At 58.9% G+C, this 23,239-nt stretch carries 16 protein-coding genes and 1 tRNA gene; 9 read left to right on the top strand and 8 right to left on the bottom strand.

Annotation, left to right across the window (positions count from 1 at the left end; genetic code table 11):
- Positions 1 to 20: 20 nt before the first annotated feature.
- The 4 genes from H8B14_RS06500 to H8B14_RS06515 all read right to left on the bottom strand — a co-directional run bounded on the left by H8B14_RS06500 (position 21) and on the right by H8B14_RS06515 (position 5,478).
- A complete protein-coding gene (locus tag H8B14_RS06500; protein WP_315984807.1) occupies positions 21 to 1,022 on the bottom strand; it encodes an XdhC family protein in 1,002 nt (333 codons plus the stop codon).
- A 31-nt stretch (positions 1,023 to 1,053) separates the two neighbouring features.
- Positions 1,054 to 1,536 (bottom strand): hypothetical protein, encoded by a 483-nt coding sequence (locus tag H8B14_RS06505; protein ID WP_187314809.1) that lies wholly within the window; start codon positions 1,534 to 1,536, stop codon positions 1,054 to 1,056.
- Entirely contained in the window at positions 1,497 to 3,803 is a 2,307-nt protein-coding gene (locus H8B14_RS06510) for a xanthine dehydrogenase molybdopterin binding subunit (protein ID WP_187314810.1), read from the bottom strand. Before H8B14_RS06510 ends, H8B14_RS06505 begins: the two co-directional genes overlap by 40 nt.
- 142 nt (positions 3,804 to 3,945) lie before the next feature.
- Positions 3,946 to 5,478 carry an FAD binding domain-containing protein gene (locus H8B14_RS06515; RefSeq protein WP_187314811.1) on the bottom strand — a complete coding sequence of 511 codons (1,533 nt, stop codon included), beginning with the start codon at positions 5,476 to 5,478 and terminating at the stop codon, positions 3,946 to 3,948.
- Between the two features lie 215 nt (positions 5,479 to 5,693).
- Here H8B14_RS06515 and H8B14_RS06520 point away from each other — a divergent pair, with 215 nt between their 5' ends.
- Complete coding sequence (locus H8B14_RS06520) at positions 5,694 to 6,455, top strand: TerC family protein (RefSeq protein ID WP_187314812.1); 762 nt, start codon at positions 5,694 to 5,696, stop codon at positions 6,453 to 6,455.
- A gap of 74 nt (positions 6,456 to 6,529) precedes the next feature.
- On the opposite strand, the gene H8B14_RS06525 is transcribed toward H8B14_RS06520, so the two are convergent.
- Positions 6,530 to 7,447 carry a hypothetical protein gene (locus tag H8B14_RS06525; RefSeq protein ID WP_187314813.1) on the bottom strand — a complete coding sequence of 306 codons (918 nt, stop codon included), beginning with the start codon at positions 7,445 to 7,447 and terminating at the stop codon, positions 6,530 to 6,532.
- Between the two features lie 241 nt (positions 7,448 to 7,688).
- Between H8B14_RS06525 and H8B14_RS06530 the strand changes: the two genes are divergently transcribed.
- The 3 genes from H8B14_RS06530 (at position 7,689) to H8B14_RS06540 (ending at position 11,064) form a co-directional block, all read left to right on the top strand.
- Positions 7,689 to 8,216, top strand: coding sequence for a redoxin domain-containing protein (locus tag H8B14_RS06530; RefSeq protein WP_187314814.1), 528 nt, complete (start codon positions 7,689 to 7,691; stop codon positions 8,214 to 8,216).
- Positions 8,217 to 8,259: 43 nt separating this feature from the next.
- A complete protein-coding gene (locus H8B14_RS06535) occupies positions 8,260 to 9,825 on the top strand; it encodes a T9SS type A sorting domain-containing protein (RefSeq protein WP_187314815.1) in 1,566 nt (521 codons plus the stop codon).
- A 177-nt stretch (positions 9,826 to 10,002) separates the two neighbouring features.
- Positions 10,003 to 11,064, top strand: coding sequence for a glycosyltransferase family protein (locus tag H8B14_RS06540; protein ID WP_187314816.1), 1,062 nt, complete (start codon positions 10,003 to 10,005; stop codon positions 11,062 to 11,064).
- Positions 11,065 to 11,237: 173 nt separating this feature from the next.
- On the opposite strand, the gene H8B14_RS06545 is transcribed toward H8B14_RS06540, so the two are convergent.
- Positions 11,238 to 12,659, bottom strand: coding sequence for an FAD-binding oxidoreductase (locus H8B14_RS06545; RefSeq protein WP_187314817.1), 1,422 nt, complete (start codon positions 12,657 to 12,659; stop codon positions 11,238 to 11,240).
- Between the two features lie 42 nt (positions 12,660 to 12,701).
- Between H8B14_RS06545 and H8B14_RS06550 the strand changes: the two genes are divergently transcribed.
- The 4 genes from H8B14_RS06550 to H8B14_RS06565 all read left to right on the top strand — a co-directional run bounded on the left by H8B14_RS06550 (position 12,702) and on the right by H8B14_RS06565 (position 20,657).
- Positions 12,702 to 13,373 (top strand): C40 family peptidase, encoded by a 672-nt coding sequence (locus H8B14_RS06550; protein WP_261989923.1) that lies wholly within the window; start codon positions 12,702 to 12,704, stop codon positions 13,371 to 13,373.
- 146 nt (positions 13,374 to 13,519) lie between these two features.
- Entirely contained in the window at positions 13,520 to 16,708 is a 3,189-nt protein-coding gene (locus H8B14_RS06555) for a TonB-dependent receptor (protein ID WP_187314818.1), read from the top strand.
- Between the two features lie 218 nt (positions 16,709 to 16,926).
- Positions 16,927 to 20,427 carry a TonB-dependent receptor gene (locus H8B14_RS06560; protein ID WP_261989924.1) on the top strand — a complete coding sequence of 1,167 codons (3,501 nt, stop codon included), beginning with the start codon at positions 16,927 to 16,929 and terminating at the stop codon, positions 20,425 to 20,427.
- 156 nt (positions 20,428 to 20,583) lie between these two features.
- Positions 20,584 to 20,657 (top strand) — tRNA-Ala (locus H8B14_RS06565).
- A 134-nt stretch (positions 20,658 to 20,791) separates the two neighbouring features.
- Here H8B14_RS06565 and cysK read toward each other — a convergent pair.
- A complete protein-coding gene (cysK, locus tag H8B14_RS06570; protein WP_187314819.1) occupies positions 20,792 to 21,712 on the bottom strand; it encodes a cysteine synthase A in 921 nt (306 codons plus the stop codon).
- A 78-nt stretch (positions 21,713 to 21,790) separates the two neighbouring features.
- Complete coding sequence (locus H8B14_RS06575) at positions 21,791 to 22,630, bottom strand: serine O-acetyltransferase (protein WP_187314820.1); 840 nt, start codon at positions 22,628 to 22,630, stop codon at positions 21,791 to 21,793.
- Positions 22,631 to 22,823: 193 nt separating this feature from the next.
- Here H8B14_RS06575 and H8B14_RS06580 point away from each other — a divergent pair, with 193 nt between their 5' ends.
- Positions 22,824 to 23,162 carry a cupin domain-containing protein gene (locus H8B14_RS06580; RefSeq protein WP_187314821.1) on the top strand — a complete coding sequence of 113 codons (339 nt, stop codon included), beginning with the start codon at positions 22,824 to 22,826 and terminating at the stop codon, positions 23,160 to 23,162.
- Positions 23,163 to 23,239: the final 77 nt, after the last annotated feature.

Raw genomic sequence — 23,239 nt, forward strand, 5'->3', positions numbered from 1 at the left:
CGTTCTTACTTTGTCACCTGTCACCTGTCACCTGTCACCTCATCTCCATTCCGCACCCGAATCAGCTCGGCGGCTATGCTGATGGCAATTTCCTCGGGTGTGCGGCTGTGGATAGGTAGGCCAATGGGGGCGCGGATTCTGCCGAGCGCCGCTTCGTCGAGGCCGGCGGCGCGCAACTCCTGCAGCAGATGGCCGATTTTGGCGGTGCTGCCCATAAGGCCTAGGTAGCGCACCTGGTGGTGTAGCAGCTGGCGTACGGCCACGGCGTCAGTGCGGTAGCCGACGGTCATAATCACCACGTACTGGTGCAGGCCTTCCGGCACTTCGCGGGCCAACTGCTCATAGGACACTGTGCGGCGGTGATGAGCGTAGTGGTTGCGCTGCTGCGTGGGCAGGTCGGGCCGGTCGTCGAGCACCGTCAGGCCGAAATCCAGCATGCTCATCACCCGCGAGAGTGCCAGCGCCACGTGCCCGCCGCCCACAATCGTAAGCTGGTCGCGGTAGCCGAGCCGCTCCACGTAGTACCAGTCGGGGCCGGGGCGATACTGCGTGTCGGCTGGGGCTGGCAGCAGGCGCAGCCCGTGGCCGGCCGATACCTCCCAGGCGGCACTGCCGGCCTGACGTAAGCAGTTCAGGCAGGCTTCGGTGGTGGCTAGGTCCTGTGGGCGCAGGGGCAGCAGCAGAATCTCCTGCTCGCCCGAGCAGATCATGCCCGAGCGGTCGGTGGGGGAGTGGGCGCGGTGTATTTGGCGGCGGATTTCGGGGGCGTAGTGGCCGGTTTGCAGACGGCTCCGCATCAGCTCCACCAGTTTGTGCTCCATGATGCCGCCACCGATGGAGCCCACCGTTTCAGTGGCTGTTAAACTCAGCTTGAAGCCCTGCCGACCTGGGCTGGAACCTTCGCTGCGCACCACGCACAGCAGCGCCACCGGCACACCCGCCCGCAGGCTGGCCGCGGCGTGTTCCCACACGGGCAGGTCGCGTGGGGTGGCAGGGTGCGCTGTAAGTTCTGGGTAAGCCACTGGAAAAAAAGCAAGTGAAAAAGCTGAGTAGCTACTGCAGCCAGGCAGCACTTAAGGCGTAGTACACCGCCATCAGCCCCGAAAATAGGGCGCTGGCCACAAAGCGCCAGCGCGCTGGCACGTGGTTCTGGATGAGGTAGTTGGCCGTAAACGAAACCGGAATATTGAGCAGAAACGACCGGCCCGCTACCGCCAGCAGCCCCCAAGACACCTCCTGCCACAGCCCCGAGAATAGCTTGATAAATAGCAGGTGGCGCGCAATCCAGAGCGGGTTGAAGTAGAGCAGCGACAGGGCAGCCCGTATCAGTCGGCGGCTTAGGTTGGGGGCAGGTGGCACGCGCCGGTCTATCCAGCGGAAGTAGGCCGGCACTTCCAGCGAGTAGAGCGTGCCGCCCACCAGCGCCATGCCGCCCAGCCGGCCCCAGGAAAACTGGTGCAGCAGCAGCGCCGCGACCGTGTCGCCGGCCGCGTAGATTACGAGGCCACGGAAATGGTTGCGGAGCTGGATTTCCAAGCCGGAACAGAATCGGAGTCAGGATAAAGAGAAAGCAGCACCTTTTCCGGCGTCATCGGGGCGGAAAACGGCAACGCCGTGTGACCTTGGAATGCCCGTACCGCGTCGCGCAGGGCGAAGTAGGTGCCGATGCCGTACATGAGCGGCGGCTCGCCCACAGCTTTAGAGCGCAGGATGGCCTTGGGGTGGCCCGGCGTGTCGAGGAAATGCACGTCGAGCACCTTGGGGGCAGCGTAGATGTCCGGGATTTTATAGCTGTTGAGCGAGTTGCTGAGCAGGCGGCCTTCTTCGTTGTAGGCCACTTCCTCCATTGTCATCCAGCCGATGCCCTGCACCGCGCCGCCCTCAATCTGGCCCCGGTCGATGACTTTGTTGAAGCTCTGGCCGAAATCGTGGGCTATTTGCAGGGCGTCCACGGTGTAGGTGCCACGCAGGCAGTCCACCGTCACCGTGGTGATGGCCGTGCCGTACACGTGGTAGGCGAAGGGGTGGCCCTGATTTACGGTGGCGTCGAAATGCAGGCTGGGGGTGGCGTAATGGGCGTTTTCGGTGAGGGCCACGCGCTTCCAGAAGGCCGACGACACCAGCTTTTCCCAGTTGGTGTCGGCAGGCACGCCGGCGGCCAGCACCTGCTCGTCGTGGATTTCGAGGCCCTCATAGTTGAGCGTATACTCGGTGCTGGCGTGCTGCAAAAGCCGCTCACGCAGGGCCGCGCAGGCCATTTCGGTGGCTTTGCCGTTGAGGTCGGCGGTGGCGCTGGCGGCGCTGGGAGACGTGTTGGCGACGCGGGTAGTATTGGTGGTTTCGATTTTGATGCGTGAAATCGAAATTCCCAGTGTGCGGGCCGCCACCTGCGCAATCTTGGTGTTCACGCCCTGGCCCATCTCCACCGCACCCGTGCTGATGCCCACCGAGCCGTCGGAGTAGATGTGTACCAGCGCGCGGGTCTGGTTCATGGGCGTTTTAGTGAAGCTGATGCCGAAGCAAATGGGCATTACCGCAACCCCCTTTTTCCTCAGTCTGTTGGCTTGGTTGAACTGCGCGACTTCGGCCCGAATTCCGGCCAAATCAAACTCCGCCGCGGCCGTGTCCCAGGCCTGCTCGGCGTGGCACATTTCGGCTGCCTGCCGATACGAGAACAGGTCGCCCTCACGCAGCAAATTCCGCCGCTGAATCTCGAAAGTCGGCACACCCAATTCCTCGGCTGCTTTAGCAATAGCCGACTCGATGACGAACATGCCCTGCGGCCCGCCAAAGCCCCGGAAAGCCGTATTCGGCGGCAGGTTGGTGCGGCACGAAAAGGCCGTGGCCGTTACGTTGGGGACGAAATAGGCGTTGGTGGCGTGAAAGAGCGTGCGCTCCATCACGGCCGGCGAGAGGTCGGCCGCCGCGCCGGCATTCTGGAAGAACGTGACTTCGTAGGCCTGAATTTTCAGGTCGGCATCCAAGCCGATTTTGAAATCGGACGAGTAGGGGTGGCGCTTGCCGGTCATACGCATGTCGGCCATGCGGTCGAGCACCAGCTTTACCGGCTTTTTAGTGATGAACGCGCCCAGCGCGGCCAGCGCGCCCCAGGGCGTGGCCTGGTCTTCCTTGCCACCAAAACCGCCGCCGAGGCGCGTCACGTCTACTTCCACCTGGTGCATGCCCAGGCCCAGCACGTGGGCCGTGTGGCGCTGCACAGCCGTGGGGCCCTGCGTGGACGAAATCATCCGCACGCCGCCCATCTCCGTGGGGAAGGCATACGCGCCCTGCGTTTCGATATACAAATGCTCTTGTCCGCCGCTCTCGGCCACGCCCTCAAATACGTGCGTGCACGCCGCCCACGCCGCTTGAGAATCGCCGATTTTGAAGGTGCGCGGCGGCACAATCAGCTCGCCCTGCGCTGCGGCCACACGCGGGTCGGTGATAGTGGGCAGCGGGTCGATTTCGACCTGGATGAGCTTAAGTGCGGCGTGGGCCTGCGCCTCGGTGCGGGCCAGCACCAGCGCCACCGGCTGCCCCCGGAAATGGACGTGTCCCTCGGCCAGCAGCGGCTCATCGGCCACGATGCCGCCAATCTGGTTTTCGCCGGGAATGTCCTGGGCCGTGAGCACGCGGGCCACGCCGGGCGCAGCCAGCGCGGCGCTGAAATCGAGGCTGCGGAGCACGCCGTGGGCCAGGGGGCTTTCAAACACAGCTGCGTACAGTGTGCCTTGCTGCACGGGCACATCGTCGAGGTACTGCGATTCGCCGCGGACGTGGCGGTTGGGGTCGAGGTGATTCATGGATTCGGTTCTTGAGCATCGTTCCAAACAGAACGTCATGCAGAGCGCAGCGAAGCATCTCGCCAACTCGACTAATCTAATCGATAAAGCGGCATTGATTGCTGTGGCACGCGAGATGCTTCGCTGCGCTCTGCATGACGCATTAAATCAGCTCGTCCACCGCTAATTCCGGCGCGAACTGTAAGAAATGCGCCCACAGCAGCTGGCGCAGCAAAAGCCGCTTATAGTCCACAGTGCCGCGCACGTCGGAAATCGGGCTGATTTCCTCCTGCATCACGGCGTTGGCAGCATGCACGGTTTCGGCCGTAAGCTCACGACCCACCAGAAACTGGCTGGTGCGGGCCAGCAATAGTGGTACCGGGCCCACGCCACCCGCCGAAACGCGGGCCGCCTGGATAACGCCGTTCTCAACCCGCAGCCAGGCGGCGGAATTCACGCTGGCAATGTCGAGGTGGGTGCGTTTGGATACTTTCTCGAAGTGGAAAAAGTCGCCGGCCAGCGGGGTAGGGAAGCTGATTTCGATAACCTGCTCGTCGGCGGTTTTCGCCAGCTTTTTGTAACCGAGGTAGAGGTTGGGTAGGGTCAACTCGCGGGTGCTGCCGGCCGCGTCGAGCAACGTGACGGATGCGCCCAGGGCCAGGAACATGATGGTAAGGTCACCAATCGGCGAGCCGTTGATGAAGTTGCCGGCCACTGTGCCCATGTTGCGGATGGGCGTGCTGCTCACTAGTTTCAGATACTGCGGTAGGTTGGACAGTACGGTGCGCATCAGTTCAGACTCTAGCAGCTGGCTGGCCGTGGTGGCGCCGCCGAGTACTATGCGGCCGGCACCGTCTTGGTGAATACCGCGCCTGCTTGGCTGGTCGAATACCAGTTGAACGGACTGCTCGCGCAACTGTTCGAGGCGCTGCACCAGCAGATCGGTGCCACCGCCGAGGATAGGGGGCGGCAGCGCGGCGCTGTGTTGGTCGTTTTGGCCTTGAGTATGGCCGTTCGGGGAGGTTGAAACGGCGCTGCCGCCGTTGGTGTGCCTTGTAGATAAGGCTGCTGGTGCCGCTGCTGAAGATTCGGTTACCTGATTTGCATTGGGGCGAAGCTGCGCGAGCTGAGTTGGAATGTCAGCGAAATAGGCGGGCACAAACTGCTTCTCAGTAAGCCAGGCCAACGTGTTTTCCGTCGTGCGCTGCTCCAGCTCACTGGTAAGGCGGGCGGCGGCGCGCTCCAACGACTTGTAGCCGGTGCAGCGGCAGATATTGCCGTCGATGGCCGCAATCGTGTTTTTCTGGGTGACTGGTGTGCTGCTGAGGCTGTGGCCGGTCAAGGACATTACGAAGCCTACCGTGCAGAAGCCGCACTGCGAGCCGCCTTCCTCCACAATGGCCTGCTGCACGGGCGTAAGCTGCGCGCCGGCTGCGTTGATGCCTTCCACCGTCACGATGTGCTTGCCGGCGGCGTTGCCCAGCGGCGTGAGGCAGCTGGTCATGCTCTGATAATTCACGGTCTTTCCATCAGCCGCCAGCTCGCCCACCAGCACGGTACAGGCGCCGCAGTCACCCTCGCGGCAGCCGATTTTGGTGCCCTTCAACTGCTCATGGTAGCGGATGAAATCGAGCAGGGCGCTGCCGGCCGGCTCGGCGGTGCTGATGCGCTGGTCGTTGAGGTAAAAGTCAAGCATGGACAGGGAATTTTCTGGAGCGGGACGGACAAGATACATAGGTTTGGTCGTTTTTTCGGCCACCGTGCGAAGGTGCCGCTGTCCAGCGCATACCGAATTATCAGGCCTGGAAGCCGATTAGCCTACCTTCTGCCTAGCGACGCACCAATAACAGGCTGCCGGATGGCTCCACCGAAACCCGGCTTTGGCTGAAGTCGTTATCTTGCCCAACCGGCATGAACATACACCTACAGCAAATCCTCGACAATCCCCTGGCCGCGCTGGCTGTGGTGAGCAATCTGGTCATCATCGAAAGCCTGCTTTCCGTGGACAACGCGGCCGTGCTGGCCACGATGGTCGGCGACCTGCCCAAAGAGCAGCGGCAGAAGGCCCTGCGCTACGGCATCATCGGGGCCTACGTGTTTCGGGGCTTGTGCATCCTGTTCGCCTCGTTCCTGATTGAGTTCTGGTACCTCAAGCCCCTGGGCGGCCTCTACCTGCTGTACCTGGCCTACGACCATTTCCGGGGCCACGCCGCTTCCGCTGACGAGGATGGTGTAGACAAGCGCAAGAGCCTCGTGTACCGCTACACGCTGGGGCTGCTCGGGCCGTTCTGGGCTACGGTGGCGCTGATTGAGTTGATGGACCTGGCCTTTTCCATCGACAACGTGTTTGCCGTGGTGGCCTTCACCGACAACCTGATTCTGATTTGCCTGGGCGTGTTTATCGGTATTCTGGCCATGCGGCTGGTGGCGCAGGCGTTTGTGCTGCTGATGGCCAAGTACCCGTTTCTGGAAACGGCCGCCTTTGTGGTAATTGGGCTGCTGGGGCTGAAGCTGCTGCTGTCGTTGGTGGAGCACTTTCAGCCGGATTCCGTCTTCAGCCATTTCCTGGGCAGCGAGGCGGCCGACGCCGGCCTGACCGCGCTGACGGTGGCCATTTTTGGGGTGCCACTGCTGGCTTCTTGGTTGAAAGCCAAGCGCCGCGCGCCACAATAACCGACCAGTATGTACACAGAGCGGCCCGGTAGCTTCTCAGTTACCGGGCCGCTTTATTTCTATGGTGGCTGCCGCTACCGGCGGCTGTTAGGTACGCGGAACTGCACGCCTACGCTGGGCACAAACGTAAAGCCGCTGAGCTTTCCGGTGGCATTGTTGAGCAGGCGGTAGGTGCCATAATTCTGGTAATAGATGCCCATTGACGGCAGGAAGTACAAGTAGCGGTAGCCGACTTTGGCGCTGGCAAACGCCCCGAACGAGTTGTAGCTCACGCGCTGCTCGGGCAGGCTGGGCACCTTGCCGCCGGGAGTGTATACTTTCTGGTTTTCGAAGCCGTAGCGCAGAAACGAGCGGGAATACACCAGGCCGTAGGAAAACGCCCCTATTTCCTCTTCCGGCCCAAACGAGTGGCTGATAACCAGCGGCACAATCAGGTCTTTGCGCGAGGCACTGAAGCCCAGGGCATCGGATATATTGCTCAGATACGGGATGCTCGGGAGCTTGGCGCGCTGGGTGGCAAATTGCAGGCCCACGCTGCCATATGTGGCCCCGGCCGCGCCCTGTGGGCGCTCCGGCGTGCCCGTCGGACCCATAAACTGGAACATGGCATCGAAGACGTGCGAGCCGAAGGCGTACTTGTAGCCCACATCCACCCGGTCGTAGACGCCGTAGCGCAGGTACAGATCGGGGGAGGCGCGCAGCGGGTCGAGAGTATAGGCCAAGGCCGCCAACTGCAGGTTGTCGATGGTTTTGGAGTAGCCAACAGTGTCTTTGTTGCCTGCCGCTTCTGCTGCCGACTTCAGCGTGGAGCCCGTCTTGCTCAAGGTTTCGGTGGCAACATTAAACGACACGTTGCCGCCGCCCCGGAACTCACCGCGCGGCGTGACCTTACCGGTGCTGACGATGTTGCGCGGGGCCGAGCAAGCCCCGGCCAGCAGCGACGTAGCGGCCGCCACGGCCAGTGCCGGACGAGAAAAAGTAGAGCGTTTCATACGCAGGCAGCAGAGAGAGCAGAAAAGATAGAACCGGCGGCGCACCGGCCAAAACCGGGCCGAAAGTAAGGATACGCGGCGTGCCCTGCCTGTCCTTCTCCCAAATAAGCTGCATGCCACCCGCTGCAGGCCGGAACGAAAACGCGCGCCGGGTGGTATCTTTCCTGATGGAAGCGCTACAGACTGAACCTTTCCGTGGCTTGAGCATCAGGTAGTTGTTGCCGCTTTTTGCTTGCTACTTATGTCCCGACTCCTACACCTGCTTTTCCTGTTGCTGCTGCCGCCATTGGTGCGGGCCGGCGGTCCGGTGTTGCCGGTGGCCACGGTCTACGTGTTTCTGGCCGATACCTGCCCCATCAGCCAGAACGCCACGCCCACGCTCCGCGCCCTGCACGCCGCCTACGCGCCGCGCGGCGTACGGTTTGTGGGCGTGTTTCCAGCTTTGCAGATGCATCCGGCCGATGTGGTGCTGTTTCAGAAGCAGTATCCGCTGCCGTTTCCGGTGCGCCTCGATGCCGGCCAGCAGCTTACGCGCCGCCTGCAGGTGCGCATCACCCCCGAGGTGGTGGTGCTGGCCCCCGACGAAACCACCGTGCTCTACCAAGGTCGCATTGATGATGCCTACGCCCGCCTGGGCCAGCGCCGTACCGTGGTGCAGCATCACGAATTGCGCGACGCTTTGGCCGCTATTGTGGCGCGGCAGCCGGTGCCAGTGCCGCGCACTGAGGCTGTGGGCTGCTTTGTGGCCACGGTCTTGGGTAGCCGCTAAGTTCACTCTGATATATTCCGACTGGTTGAAAATCCTGCTTTCTATGAAACACCTGATACGCTTTGTTTTGCTGCTTACTGTGGCCCCGGCGCTGGCGCAACAGCCGCAGCTCACGTTCAGCGAGCATATTGCGCCCATCATCTACCAGCACTGCACCTCCTGCCACCGCACCGGCGAGGTGGCGCCGTTTCCGCTAGCCAGCTACCAAGACGTAGTCAGCCACGCACCCACCATCAAGTTCGTGACGGGCATCCGGTATATGCCGCCCTGGAAGGCCGACCCCAACTACACGCACTTCCTCGACGAAAACACGCTCACAGACTCGGAAATCCAGAAAATAAGGGACTGGGTGGATGGCGGTATGGTGCGCGGCAACCCTGCCCTAGAGCCGGCGCTACCCACGTTTCCGGCTGGCTCGCAGTTGGGCACGCCCGATTTGGTAGTGCCAATGGCGCAGAAGTTCACGCACCAGGGCAATCTGCAGGATTTGTACCGGGTGTTCGTGCTGCCCACCCGCCTGCCAACCGACCGAGATATTGCGGCCGTGGAATTCCGGGCCGGCAACAAGCGCATCACCCACCACGCCATTATTGGCATAGATACCACGCAGCGGGCTCAGGCCTTGGATGCCCAGGATCCCGGCTACGGCTACACGCGCTTCGGAGGCTTCGGCTTTTCGGCCACCGAGGAAAACTGGGCCGGCTGGGTGCCCGGCGCTACAGCCCGCTATTTCCCTAATGGGTTGGGCAAAAAGCTGGCCCGCAATGCCAGCATTCTGGTGCAGGTGCACTACGGCCCCACGGCCCTCACCCAAACCGATTCGTCGGTGGTGAACCTGTTTTTCAGTCGCCAGCCGGTGCAGCGCTACGTTCAGACCCTGCCGCTGACGCCACTCAATCTCACCAACGGGCCGTTTGTCATTCCGGCGGGCCAGGTGAAAACCTTTCACGCCGAGTTTCGGGTGCCGCTGGATGTGAGCTTGGTGAGCGTGCTGCCCCACGCGCATTTGCTGGGCAAGAAGTGGCGCATCTGGGCCGTGAAGCCTTCCGGTGATACTATCCGCATCCTGAAAATCAACGACTGGGACTTCAACTGGCAGGGTGCCTACCGGTTCCCGCGCCTGCTCAAAATCCCGGCCGGCTCGCGCCTTATGGCCGACGCCACCTACGACAACACCGCCAGCAACCCCCGCAACCCGTTTTCGCCGCCCCAAACCGTGCAGTGGGGCGAGCAAACCACCGCCGAAATGCTGGTCGCCTACTTCGACGTAGTGCCCTACCGCCCCGGCGACGAGAACATCGTGCTCAGCAACCAATCGGCAAAGGAGCTGTTGCGGCGGCCCGAGGCCCGGCTGTATCCGGTGTACCCGAATCCGGTGGCGGCCGGCGTGGTTACCATTGGCTTCAGCTTACCTGATGCCGCGGCAGTTTCGGTGCTGCTGACCGACGCGCAGGGCCGCGTGGTGCGCCAGCCAGCCCAAAGCCGGCGCTACAGTGGCGGCACGCATACTTTGGAGCTGCCCACTACCGGCCTGGCAGCGGGCTTGTACTTAGTGAAGCTGCAAACCCCCGATTTCACCCAAACCCAAAAGCTGGTGCTGCTCAGGTAACTTGTTGTTGCAGGCTCACGATGTTTCTGACGCAAAAAGCGCTGCCAACCGGTAGCGCTTTTTGCTTGCAAGTTGATTAGGGGGCGCTGGCGGGCTGATTTATTGGGGAACTGCGTGCCGTTGGTGCGGCTTCAGGTTTTAATTCCGCATTTTTAGCGCTCAATTCCCGACTACCTGATGAACATACTATACGGAGTGCCCGGCGAGGGTATGGGCCACGCCACGCGCAGCAAGGTGGTCATTGCGCATTTGCTGGCGCAGGGGCACGAAGTGAGTGTGGTGAGCAGCAGCCGGGCCTACCAACTGCTGGCGCGCACGTTTCCGGGCCGGGTGCACGAAATCCGGGGCTTCCATCTGGCCTACAGAGATGTGGTAGTGAGTAAAGCCCGCACAGCGGCCCTCACGCTCCGCAACGCGCCCGACAACCTGCTCACCAACTTCCGGCGCTACCGCAACCTGCCCTGTGCCGACCGGTTCGACTGCGTTATTTCCGACTTCGAGTCGTTCAGCTACCTATTTGCCCGCTGGAAAAACCTGCCCGTCATCAGCATCGACAACATGCAGATTATTAGTCGGGCGCGGCTGGATGTGGTGGTGCCACCCACGGAGCGCGGCAACTTCGACGTAGCCCGTGGCATTGTGCGGGCCAAGCTGCCGCGCAGCCACCATTACTTTGTCAGCACGTTCTTTCCGCTACCGGTGGTGCGGCCCGCCACCACACTGGTACCGCCCATTATCCGGCCCGAGATTCTGGCGGCGCACCCCACGGCCGGCTCACACGTGCTGGTGTATCAGTCGGCTACCACGCAGCAGGGACTGGTGCCGCTGCTGCAGGCGCTGCCGGGGCAGGAGTTTCGGGTGTATGGCTTCAACAAAGAGGAAACCCACGGCAACGTGCAGCTGAAAGCCTTCAGCGAGCAGGGTTTCATCGAGGATTTAGCGTCGGCGCGGGCTGTTATTACCAACGGCGGCTTCTCACTGATCAGCGAGGCCGTGTACCTGCACAAGCCCATTTGTGCTGTACCCATTCCGGCCCAGTTCGAGCAGTTTCTCAACGCTGCCCAAGTGCAGAAGCTAGGCTACGGCCGCCATTTCACTGAACTGTCAGCCGACAACCTAAAAGCGTTTCTCTACGACCTATCCGGCTTCGAGGCGGCCCTGAGTGCGTACCAGCAGGATGGCAATGAGGAGTTGTTCCGGCAGTTAGATACAGCGTTGAACGCACTACCAAAGCAGTAATGCGAAGTCTTGCGTCGCGACTCAGTTCTGCCAGTCGGTTGGTGGTCGGCACAGCTGAGTCGCGACGTAAGACTTCGCGTTACACTATCGTTCAACAACGCACCAAGTAGGAGCTTGGCATTACAATCGTCCACAAAATCCGATTAATCCGGCTAATCCGACGAAATCCGTGATTAGAAGATCTTGCCGGGGTTCAGGATGCCGTGGGGGTCAAAAACCCGCTTGATACCGCGCATCAGCTCCAGATTGGTGTCAGGCAGCGCAATACCGATGTAGCCTTTTTGCACCAGCCCGATGCCATGCTCGCCGGAAATGGTACCGCCCAGCTTCACGCACAGCTCGAAGATTTCGGTGATGGGCTGGCGCAAACCCACATTCCACATCTCGTCGTCCAGGTTGCCGCGGATGATGTTGACGTGCAGGTTGCCGTCGCCGGCGTGGCCGTAGCAGACGCTCTTGAAGCCGTAGCGCTGCCCTATTTCCTTGACGCCGCTCAGCAGCGTGGGCAGTTCGGCGCGGGGCACCACCGTGTCCTCTTCCTTATACACCGAATTGTAGCGCACCGAATTGCCGATGTTGCGCCGGATGCGCCAGAGCTCGTCTTTCTGGGTTGCGTTGTCGGCCAGAAGAATTTCGTCTACATCATAGTGCTCCAGCACGCCATATACCTGCTCGGCTTCCTTGTACAGCTCATCCAGGTCCTGGCCGTCCAGCTCAATGAGCAGGTGCGCCGCAATATCCTCGGGCAGCGTGAGCGGAATCTTCAGATACTCCGACGACCAGGCAATGGCTTCCCGCTCCATAAATTCCATGCCCGACGGGATGATGCCGGCCCGGAACACGGCCGACACGGCTTCGGCGGCCTGCGTCACCTGCCGGAAAGGCACCAGCATCAGAATGTTGTGCTTGGGGTAGGGCAGGAGTCGGAATACCACTTTCGTGATGATGCCCAACGTGCCTTCCGAGCCCACCATCAGCTGGGTGAGGTTGTAGCCGGTGGAGTTCTTGAGCGTGTTGGCGGCGGTCCAGATGATGTCGCCGGTGGGCAGCACCACCTGCAGGTTCAGCACGTAGTCGCGGGTGGTGCCATATTTCACGGCTTTGGGTCCGCCGCTGCTGTGGGCCAGGTTGCCGCCCAGAAAGCAGCTGCCCTTGCTGGCCGGATCGGGCGGGTAGAACAAGCCTACGGCCTGTACAGCCTGCTGAAACGCCTCATTCACCACACCCGGCTCTACCGTCGCCTGCAGGTTGCGCTCGTCAATCTGCAGAATCTTATTGAGCCGCTCGGTGCTCAGCACCACGCCATGGTGGATGGGCAGAGCGCCACCGCTCAGGCCCGTGCCCGCCCCGCGGGGAGTCACCGGAATACGGTGCTGGTGGCAGAGGCGCACAATCTCGCTTATTTCTTCGGCGTTAGCGGGGCGCAGCACCACGTCGGGAGCAAAGTGTAGGTCCTCGGTATGGTCGCGGCCATAGTCGGCGTAGGTGTCGGCTGTGGCGGTAGCTTCGGCGCGCTGGGCCGTGAGGACATGCTGCGGGCCCACAATGGCTTCGAAGGCCACAAGCAGCTCGGGAGTGAGGGAGTTGAAATCCATATATAGAAACGCCAAATGGCTGTTTTACCTATCTTTGACCCGATGCGGGACCCTAGAACGAAGGTACAGTATACGACGCATAGGCGCCTTTGGTGGCCGCTGCTACTGGTGGCGCTGATAGGCTGGCTGGCTGGCTGCAGCGCCCCCAAGAAGGTCAACTACCGCAACGGTCGCTACCACTCAGCGCGCGACATGGCCCGGATGAAAGCCGAAGAGCGGCGCCGCCGCGGCAGCCGCCCGGTTACCAAATCCAAGTCCAAAGCCACTACGGCCTCCGGCAAAGCCAAAATCGTGACCAAGCACCGCAGTACGCCGGCCAACGCCAGCCGCGCCATCGTTACGGTTATTGAAACGGCCCGCTCTTTCCAGGGAACTCCTTATAAGTATGGTGGCACTTCGCGCCTGGGCATGGACTGCTCGGGCCTGCTCTACAATTCTTTTGCCGCCATCGACGTAGCTATTCCTCGCTCTAGCAATGAGCAGGCCATCTGGGGCACCCCCGTAAAGCCGCAGGACCTGAAGGCAGGGGATTTGGTATTTTTCGGGGCCTCGCCGGGCAGCTCCACCATCACACATGTGGGCTTGGTAACAGAAGCTACGCCAGAAGGCGTGCAGTTCATTCACGCATCCAGTTCGGCGGGAGTAGTGGAAAACAGCCTGGAAAGTGACTATTACTTAAGCCGCTACATCAAAGCGGTGCGGCCAGTATTGTAGAAATTCCCTTCTACCTTTGTCCACAAGTATGAACTTTTCTCCCGGTTGCGAATCATAAAGATTCAGTAATGGATTTTGGCAGTTATAGCTGTACTTTTGCGCCGGATTTAAGAAGCTCCCCTCTTTTCTCACCAATACCCCCTTTTATGAAACACCAACGTTTACTCCATCTCCTGGTGCTGTTGCTGACGCTGCTGTCAGCACACACTGGTTGGAGCCAGGGTGCCACAACCTCCGCCATGAACGGGGTTATTACCGATAAGGATGGATCGGGCCTGCCGGGTGCTACGGTAATTGCCATTCATACACCCACCAATACGCAGTATGTGGCGCCTACAAATTCCGAAGGCCGTTACAACATTCAAAACATGCGCGTTGGTGGTCCATATTCGGTCCGCATTACGTTTGTGGGTTATAAGGATGCCAACCGGGAGGGTATCTTCCTGACGCTGGGCCAAAACCTGCGTCTGGACACCAACCTGAGCGAGGCTACCACTGAGTTGGCCGGCGTAACCGTTACGGGCCAGCAAAGCCAGGTAATCAATGCAGGCCGTACGGGTGCTGAAACCACTATTTCACGTGAGCAGATTCAGCGTCTGCCAACCTTGAACCGTAGCCTGCAGGATTTCGTGCGTGTTTCGCCACAGTCGAACGGCGGCGGTAGCAGCTCTATCGGAGGTTCCAACAACCGCTATAATAACATCACTATCGATGGCGCCGTGAACAACGACGTATTCGGTCTGGCTGGTTCAGGTACGCCCGGTGGCCAGTCGGGCACGCAGCCAATTTCGCTGGATGCTATCCAGGAAATTCAGGTGGTGGTTGCTCCGTACGACGTGACGCTGGGTAACTTCACGGGTGGTGGCGTAAACGCTGTAACGCGTTCCGGCTCCAACGACCTGTCGGCTTCGATCTATGGTTTCGGCCGCAACCAGGATATCGTAGGCAAAAGTATTTCGGAGCCCCGCACTAAAGCAGCTGAGTTCTACAACTACCAGACGGGTGCCCGCGTAGGTGGCGCCATCGTGCGTGACAAGGTGTTCTTCTTTGCCAACGCTGAAATCAGCCGTCGCAACGAGCCTTTGGGCTTCGTACCCGGTGCTACTGATTCGCGCCTCGACCTGAATGTTATTAATACCATTGCTACCACTGCTGCTGAGCGCTACCGTTACGACGTAGGTGCCTTCGGCGACATCACACGCCGCACTGAGAGCACCAAAATCTTCGGTCGTCTGGACTTCAACCTCTCCGATGATCATCAGCTCACGCTGCGCCACAACTTCATCGATGCTTTCGACGACAACATCGGTCGTACGTCGACATCGCTGCGTTTTGGCAGCAATACCTACAAGTTCAACAACAGCACGAACAGCACCGTAGCCGAACTTAACAGCCGCTTTGGTGCCGTGTCGAACAAGCTGTTGCTAAGCTATTCGCGTATTCGCGACACTCGCGACGTTCCTGGCTCCCTGTTCCCAACGATTGAAATCAATGAAGCTGGCAACCGCTACACCTTTGGTACGGAGCGCAGCTCGGGCTTCAACCAGCTCGATCAGGACATTGTGGAACTGACCGACAACGTAACGCGCGCTATCGGTAAGCACACCTTCACATTGGGCACGCACAACGAGTTCTTCAAGTTCCGCAACCTGTTTATCAACAACGGTGTGGGTTACTACCAGTTCAACTCGTTGGCTGACTTCACGGCCGCTACGCCTCGCGTAAACCGTTTGCAAGCTGCCTATGCCACCAATAATAACGGCGAAGCTACGTTTAGCGCTATGCAGTTTGGTGTGTATCTGCAGGACCAGTACTCGCCAGTTGAAAACCTGCGTCTGACGCTGGGTGCTCGTCTGGACGTGCCGTTCTTCTTCGACAAGCCCGGCTTCAACCAAGGCGTTACCGACCAGTTCGGTGCTAACATCCGGACCGATAATGTGCCGAATGGCCAACTACTGTTTGCTCCGCGTGCCGGTTTCAACTGGGACGTAAATAACGACGCCCAAATTCAGGTGCGTGGTGGTACTGGTATCTTCACCGGCCGTGTACCATTCGTATGGATTTCCAACAGCTTCACCAACAGCGGCCTGATTCAGGGCGCAGTAGATGCTCGTCCTACGGGCACGGGTGCCAACACGGTGTATCCGCCCGTCGTAACCGATCCAACGCAGATTCCTACAGTCTTCACCACGGCTCCTTACTCGCCGGTGCGTACTTCGGAAATCAACGTACTGGAGAAGGATTTCAAACTGCCCCAGGTATGGCGTACCAACCTGGCCGTTGACTTCCGCCTCCCCGGCGACGTCGTAGCCACGCTGGAGGGTATCTACTCGAAGACCCTCAACGACATCTACTACCGCAACATCAACCTAGTAGAGCCTACCGGCCGTCTGATTGGTCCCGACCAGCGCCCAACGTATCCGGCTGCTCGTCAGCGGAACACCAACTACACCAACGTTCTGCTGCTCGACAACACCAACAAAGGCTACCGCTACAACGGTACTGTGCAGTTGCAGAAGAACTTCACCAACGGTCTGAACACGTCGGCGGCTTACACCTACGGTATGTCGAAAGAGGTGAACAGCGGCTCCAGCAGCACGGCTCTTTCCAACTGGCAGTTCAACCAGGTGCAGTTTGATCCAAACAACCCCGAGGTTGGTTTCTCACGCAACGACCAGCGTCACCGCGTATTGCTGACCGGCGGTTACACCTTCAAGTATGCCGGCGATAAACTAGCTACTAACATTTCAGCTATCTACGAAGGCCTGGCTGGTGCTCCGATTGCTTACGTATACGGCCAGGGTGGCCGCGACCTGAACAACGATGGTGCTTTTGGCAACGACCTGATTTACATCCCGCGCGACGCGAATGACCCAAATGAAATTTCCATCGTGACCAGTGGCGCTTCTGATACGCGTACTGTTGCTCAGATCCGGGAGCAACTGGAGGCTTTCATCCAAAACGACCCCTATCTGCGCAATAACCGCGGCCAAATTGCGGAGCGCTTTGCTGCTCGTACGCCTTGGACGCACCAGGTAGATATCCGCATCGCACAGGATTTCAACTTCATAGCCGGTGATAAGAAGAACACCTTGCAAGTAAGCTTTGATATCCAGAACGTAGGTAACCTTCTGAACAAAGAGTGGGGCCGCCAGTACACTGTGGCTAACAACGCCATTGAGCTGCTACGTCCGGAAACAACCGGTGCCAACAACGTCCGTCCTAACTTCTCGTTCCCCGCTACATTCGCCGCCAACGGCAACCGCGGTTACGACTTCGCTCCCTTTGCTTCGCGTTGGCAGGGCCAGTTGGGCGTACGCTACATCTTCAACTAAGCCTCTAACTTAAGGTATCGATAAACCGGCCGGAGATTTTCTTCGGCCGGTTTTTTTGTGCCCTAATAGAAGATGCAGAGCAAATGTGACTGTGCGAAAAAACAGCGAGCCTACTGGATGTATGTTTTATTCTATATTTATTTTTAATAACATTTTAATAATGCTAAAGCTCAGCCGCCTGACGGTATTTTTGCCAAGTTTTTCACCAATCGTTTTTTATGAAACGCACCTTTTACTGCAGTTTCCTACTGCTGCTGCTACTGCTGATGGCAGCGCCGACAGCTTGGAGCCAGGGCACCACTTCGTCCGCCATGAATGGCGTCATTACCGACAAAGATGGCGGCGGCCTGCCGGGCGCCACCGTAATTGCGGTGCATACGCCTACTAACACGCAGTATGTAGCACCCACCAACTCTGAAGGCCGCTACAATATCCAGAATATGCGCGTAGGAGGTCCCTACACATTGCGCATCACGTTTGTGGGTTATAAGGATGCCAGCCGCGAAGGCATTTTCCTGACGTTGGGCCAGAACCTGCGCCTCGATATCAACCTGAGCGAAGCCACTACCGAACTGGCTGGCGTGACCGTTACAGGCCGCGAGAATCCGGTAATTAATGCCGGCCGCACCGGCGCTGCTACCACCGTACAGCGCGAGCAAATCGAGCGGCTACCTACTATTAGCCGCTCTTTCGACGACTTCACGCGCCTCACGCCCCAGGCTAACGGCCAGAGCTTCGGTGGCCGCAACGGTGGCTACAACAACATCACCATCGACGGCGCCATCTTCAATAACTCCTTTGGTTTGTCGCCGACGGTAGGTGGCCAGGCCAACGCCCAGCCGATTTCGCTTGATGCCATCGACCAGATTCAGGTGAGCATTGCCCCCTACGATGTGCGTCAGGGTTCCTTCACCGGGGCTGGTATCAACGCCGTAACTCGTAGCGGTACCAACAAATTCAGTGGTTCACTCTACGGCTTCTACCGTAACCAAGACTACGTAGGCAGCAAGGTGGGCGACTTTGAGCGAGACTTCCCCAACTTCAACCTGAAGAACTTCGGCTTCCGTGTAGGCGGTCCAATCATCAAGGATAAGCTGTTCTTTTTCGTGAATGCCGAACAGGAAGACCGTATCGACCCGCCAACAGGTAACTTCATCGCCAACCGCGACGGGGCACCTGCGCCTGGCGCCAACTCCACCACGTCGGCCGCTTCAGTGCGTGATTTGGACATCCTGAAAAATTTCCTGCAAACCAATTACGGCTACGATGCCGGCGCCTACGAAAACTACGACTTGCGCTCTTTCAGCCGTAAGGCCACGGCCAAGCTCGACTGGAACATCAGTGACCAGCACCGCTTCAGCATCAAGTACAACTACCTAAAGTCGTACCGTGATGTGCCGCCAAGTGGTTCGGGCGCCATCGGGCCCGCTAACATTGGCCGCTCACAGTCACAGTTCGGCTTGCCGTTCTCGTCGTCGTACTACGTTATCAACAACAACCTGAACTCGATAATTGCTGAACTAAACAGCACATTCAGTACCCGGTACGCCAACAACCTAACTGCCGGCTACTCAGCCTTCCGCGACTTCCGTGAAAGCCTGGGCGGTGGCAATTTCTCGTTGGTAGACATCGGTACGGCTACTACTCGTACGGCCGCTGGAGGTGGGGTTACGGCCGCCAACAACTACACATCGTTTGGCTACGAGCCTTTCACGGCCAACAACGTGCTTAACTCTGATGTGTACCAGATCGGCGACAACTTCACGGCCTTCCTGGGCAAGCACAACGTGACGGTTGGTACCTACAACGAATTTTACAAGTTCACTAACGGCTTCTCGCCGAATTATTACGGCGCCTATACCTTCAACGGAATCGACGATTTTTACGCGGCGGCCCGCACCGCCTCGGCGCCGCTGGGCTACACCCGCAACGCCAATGGTGTGCCGATTGCCAACACGACCGGGACGCTAGCTTTCCCGCAACGCTACAACCTATCATACTCGGCTTTGCCTGACGGCTCGTTTCCATTCGCTGTTACAAAGGCAGCACAGCTGGGCTTGTATATACAGGACGAGTGGAGCCCATTCGACAACCTGAAGGTTACGGCTGGTATCCGCGGCGACTTGCCCATCATTTACTCGGAAATTGCTCGCAACGAAAACGCGGCTAACCTGACCTTTCGCAACGGCGTGAAGCTGGAGACCGACAAACTGCCGGATAGAAAAGTGCTACTGTCGCCGCGCATCGGCTTCAACTGGGATGTGAAAAACGATCAGAAAACCCAGGTTCGTGGTGGTACCGGCGTTTTCACCGGTCGGATTCCGTTTGTGTGGCTGTCCAACCAGGCCGGTAACAACGGTGTGCAGTTCGGCTCATTCTCGCGCACAGGCGCCCAGGTATCAGCAGCCGGCAATTATTTCGACCCCAATGTGGATGCTTACCGCCCCAGCGGCGCAGCGGCTAACACCCAGTACAACCTAGCTGTTACGGCCCGCGACTTCAAGTTTCCGCAGGTGTGGCGATCCAACCTTGCTGTCGACCAGGAACTGCCCGGTGGCATCATTGGAACGCTGGAGGCACTTTACACGCGTGACCTTAATGCCGTATACTTCGAAAACGTGAACCTGCCGAACGCCGTAGGCCGCGCTAATGGCCCCGACAACCGGCCCATTTTCTACACGTTTGGTACACCTAACGCCAGCGGCCTTTATACAGGTAGTGGCCTGATTCAAAACAATCGTATCTATAACGGCCAGGGCGGCGTGTCGCCTACCAACCCCATCATCACGGATGCCATCCTGATGAAAAATACCAATAAAGGCTACTCTTATTCTGTTACTGGCCAATTGCAGAAGTCGTTTAGCAACGGCTTGTATGCCAGCGCTGCCTACACCTACACCGATTCACGTTCTGTAAACGATGGCGGCAGCATCGCCCAAACCAACTGGCGCGACCGGCCGGTATCCGGCGACCCGAATGATAACGTGCTAAGCTACTCCAACTTTCTGCAGCAGCACCGTGTCATTGGCTCGCTTTCGTATCGCCGCGAGTACCTAGAGCATTTGGGTACTACCATTTCGGTGTTTTTTGAAGCTGCACCAGCTGGTCGTTTCTCCTACACCTACGCCGGCGACATGAACGGCGACGGCTCGGGCGGTGCCGGCAACGACCTGATGTACATTCCGCGCAACCAGAGTGAAATTGCATTGCGTGACATTACCATTCCAGCCTCGCAGGGTGGTGGCACTTACACTGCTGCGCAGCAATGGACTGACCTCAACAACTACATTGAGCAAGATAAATACCTAAGTGGGCGTCGCGGCGAATACGCCGAGCGCAACGGTGCCGTGCGTCCGTGGCAGAACCGATTGGATGTACGCCTGCTGCAGGATATCTTCACCAACCTGGGTGAGAACAAGAATACGCTGCAGCTGAGCGTCGACGTGTTTAACTTCGGCAATCTGCTCAACCGCAACTGGGGTACCTTCCAGACAGCTAACGTTTCCAATCCGTTGTCCTTCGCCGGCTACGACCAGCAGGGCCGCCCTAATTTTACCTTTCCCTACCTCACCAACCCGAGCATTACTACACCAGCTTCGGGAACTACTCCAGCGGTTGTGGCGCCCGGTGTACCACTCACTCAAACATTCCGCAACGAAACTGGTGGTCTTGGCTCACGCTGGCAGGCACAAGTAGGTGTGCGTTATATCTTCAACTAAACCAACTGATTATACACTGAAAAATGGGCTGGCACTAGTGCCAGCCCATTTTTATTTACAGGAAAAGCGTTTTTTTTCGAGCAGTAACTTGCACATTCCAAATCGTGCCGTACTTTTGTCACACCAAACGCAACCGGCGGCTGGTACTTATCAAACGGGGGATTAGCTCAGCTGGCTAGAGCGCTTGCATGGCATGCAAGAGGTCATCGGTTCGACTCCGATATTCTCCACTCCCGTTTCAAAAAAGCCTGACCTAATGGTCAGGCTTTTTGTTTTTCCGGCCTTTCGTAAGCACTGTGTCTGATACTAAAAAAAGACAGCCGCTCCCATGAGGAAGCGGCTGTCTTTTTTAGAGTTCGTCTGGCTATACAAACAGACCTTCAACCGACAGGTACCGCTCGCCGGTATCGTAGCAGAACGTGAGTACGCGGCTACCCTGCGGCATTTCGTCGAGCTTCTTGGCTATAGCCGCCAGTGAAGCGCCCGATGATACTCCCACCAGGATACCTTCTTCGCGGGCTGCACGGCGGGCCATGTCGAAGGCTTCCTGCTGCGAAATCTGGATGGTACCGTCGAGGATATCGGTATGCAGATTGTCGGGGATGAAGCCCGCACCGATACCCTGAATAGGGTGGGGGCCGGGTGCACCACCGCTGATAACAGGCGAGGCCTCGGGCTCCACGGCAAAGGTTTTCATGTTTGGAAATAGCGGCTTCAGCACTTCCGTGACGGCCGTGATGTGACCACCAGTGCCGACGCCTGTGATATGAAAGTCGAAGCCTTCGGGGGCATCCTGCAGAATCTCCTGGGCGGTTGTTTCGGCGTGTACGCGGATGTTGGCCGGGTTGCTGAACTGCATGGGCATCCAGGCGCCGGGCGTGTCACGCACCAGCTCATGGGCCTTCTCGATGGCGCCCTTCATACCTTTCTCGCGCGGCGTCAGCTCCAGGTTAGCACCGTAGGCAGCCATCAGGCGGCGGCGCTCAATCGACATCGATTCGGGCATCACCAGCGTGATTTTATAGCCCTTCACGGCCGCTACCATAGCCAGGCCCACGCCAGTGTTGCCGGAAGTAGGTTCCACAATTATCGAATCGGGTGTGAGCAGACCATCCTGCTCGGCCTGCTCGATCATGCTCAGAGCAATTCGGTCTTTGATGCTGCCGCCAGGATTGGCGCGCTCCAGCTTCACCCATACTTCCACGTCGGGGCGGTGGGCAAACAGCTTATTGAGGCGCAGCAGCGGCGTGCGCCCGATGGTATCAAGAATGGTGTTGGCTTTCATTGGTAAGAGGGTTGAATGGCAGAGTGGTGAATTGCGTGATGGTCGTCATGATGGCCAATAAATAAGCAATTCAACCACTCAAATTGAAAACATGAGGTCGGCGGTGGGGTCTTCGGTGCGCGTGACGTGCAGCTGCGCCCGGTGGTATACGCGGGAGTGTGACGGAACACTTTCCGTAAGCCAGACATTGCCGCCAATGATGCTGTGGCTGCCCACGACAGTGCTGCCGCCTAAAATAGTGGCACCGGCATAAATAACTGCATGGTCTTCGATGGTAGGATGACGCTTGATGCCCTGCAGCGCCTTCGTGACGCTGAGCGCACCCAGTGTCACGCCCTGGAAAATCTTGACGTACGCCCCAATAACGGCCGTTTCGCCGATAACGATGCCGGTGCCGTGGTCGATGCAAAACGAAGAGCCGATGCGGGCGCCCGGATGGATGTCGATGCCGGTGTGCTGATGCGCGTACTCGCTGATCAGGCGCGGCACCCGCGGTACCTGCAACAGATACAGCGCGTGCGCCATGCGGTGCAGCGCAATAGCGTAGAACCCAGGGTACGTCGTAATGACTTCATCGAGACCCTGAGCAGCGGGGTCGGCAGCTAAAATGGCGGCGGCGTCGCGTAGCAGCAGGTCGCGCAGGGCAGGTAGGCGGGCCATGCAGGCCGCTGCTATAGCGGCCGGCGGTTCGGGCAAGGCTACATGGGCGAGCAGAGCGGCCAGATCGTGCTGGTGTTGCGTGAGCGTAGCTGCAACGGCATCGGGGTGGCGTAGCGGCTGGCTGGCTCGCTCTGGAAACAGGACCTGCAGCAACTGATCGGTGAGTAGGCAGAATGCACCAGCAGGTAGTGCTGCTGCTGCCTGCTGGTGCGCGCGGGCCAGCGTCCGAACAAAAGGAGAGTCAGAGGAAAATGACATAGGCAGATGAGCTGGCAAGCTAGTACACTGGAGCGCCGCCGCCGCAAGGTAGCGTAACCAGGCTCTGCCCGGAAGGTTTCCAGTATAGTTCATCATAGGCCGCAACCAGCAACCGGCTGTGCTCGTTTGCAAAAGGACTCAGTCAGTTGGCTGGCCCTGAATAGTTACTTCTCATTTTTCTGCTTTTAAAAGTATGGCTGATACTTCCATTACCAAAGTCGACTCTGCCCACTCGCCAAAAGGTCCTGACGGCGAAAAATACCTGGCTTCCGGCACCCAAGTGTCGATGCGCCTCTGGGAAAATGAAGAGCCTGGCGAAGCTAAAGACCCATCTACGCGTCCATACGAGACGGTAGGCTATGTGCTGAAAGGCCGCGCCGAGCTGCATCTGGAAGGTCAGGTGGTGATACTGGAGCCCGGCAATTCCTGGGTGGTAGGCAACGGCGCTTCGCACACCTACAAAATCCTAGAAACCTTTTCGGCCATTGAAGCCACTGCTCCTCCCGCCCAGGTGCACGGCCGCGACAAATAAGCGGTTAGTATACTCACAGCAAAGCCCTCAAATTACCCGTAGCAACTAGCGGCGGGCAATTTGAGGGCTTTGCTGTG

It is taken from the genome of Hymenobacter puniceus, from assembly GCF_014333525.1.
Classification (GTDB): domain Bacteria; phylum Bacteroidota; class Bacteroidia; order Cytophagales; family Hymenobacteraceae; genus Hymenobacter.

What these genes read in the sequence shown, in the direction of transcription:
- H8B14_RS06510 (WP_187314810.1), bottom strand. Translation starts at nt 3,803, where the DNA reads ATGAATCACCTCGACCCCAACCGCCACGTCCGCGGCGAATCGCAGTAC.
- H8B14_RS06550 (WP_261989923.1), top strand. Translation starts at nt 12,702, where the DNA reads ATGCGGGACCCTAGAACGAAGGTACAGTATACGACGCATAGGCGCCTT.
- H8B14_RS06535 (WP_187314815.1), top strand. Translation starts at nt 8,260, where the DNA reads ATGAAACACCTGATACGCTTTGTTTTGCTGCTTACTGTGGCCCCGGCG.
- H8B14_RS06525 (WP_187314813.1), bottom strand. Translation starts at nt 7,447, where the DNA reads ATGAAACGCTCTACTTTTTCTCGTCCGGCACTGGCCGTGGCGGCCGCT.
- H8B14_RS06540 (WP_187314816.1), top strand. Translation starts at nt 10,003, where the DNA reads ATGAACATACTATACGGAGTGCCCGGCGAGGGTATGGGCCACGCCACG.
- H8B14_RS06520 (WP_187314812.1), top strand. Translation starts at nt 5,694, where the DNA reads ATGAACATACACCTACAGCAAATCCTCGACAATCCCCTGGCCGCGCTG.
- cysK (WP_187314819.1), bottom strand. Translation starts at nt 21,712, where the DNA reads ATGAAAGCCAACACCATTCTTGATACCATCGGGCGCACGCCGCTGCTG.
- H8B14_RS06555 (WP_187314818.1), top strand. Translation starts at nt 13,520, where the DNA reads ATGAAACACCAACGTTTACTCCATCTCCTGGTGCTGTTGCTGACGCTG.
- H8B14_RS06530 (WP_187314814.1), top strand. Translation starts at nt 7,689, where the DNA reads ATGTCCCGACTCCTACACCTGCTTTTCCTGTTGCTGCTGCCGCCATTG.
- H8B14_RS06560 (WP_261989924.1), top strand. Translation starts at nt 16,927, where the DNA reads ATGAAACGCACCTTTTACTGCAGTTTCCTACTGCTGCTGCTACTGCTG.
- H8B14_RS06515 (WP_187314811.1), bottom strand. Translation starts at nt 5,478, where the DNA reads ATGCTTGACTTTTACCTCAACGACCAGCGCATCAGCACCGCCGAGCCG.
- H8B14_RS06575 (WP_187314820.1), bottom strand. Translation starts at nt 22,630, where the DNA reads ATGTCATTTTCCTCTGACTCTCCTTTTGTTCGGACGCTGGCCCGCGCG.
- H8B14_RS06545 (WP_187314817.1), bottom strand. Translation starts at nt 12,659, where the DNA reads ATGGATTTCAACTCCCTCACTCCCGAGCTGCTTGTGGCCTTCGAAGCC.
- H8B14_RS06580 (WP_187314821.1), top strand. Translation starts at nt 22,824, where the DNA reads ATGGCTGATACTTCCATTACCAAAGTCGACTCTGCCCACTCGCCAAAA.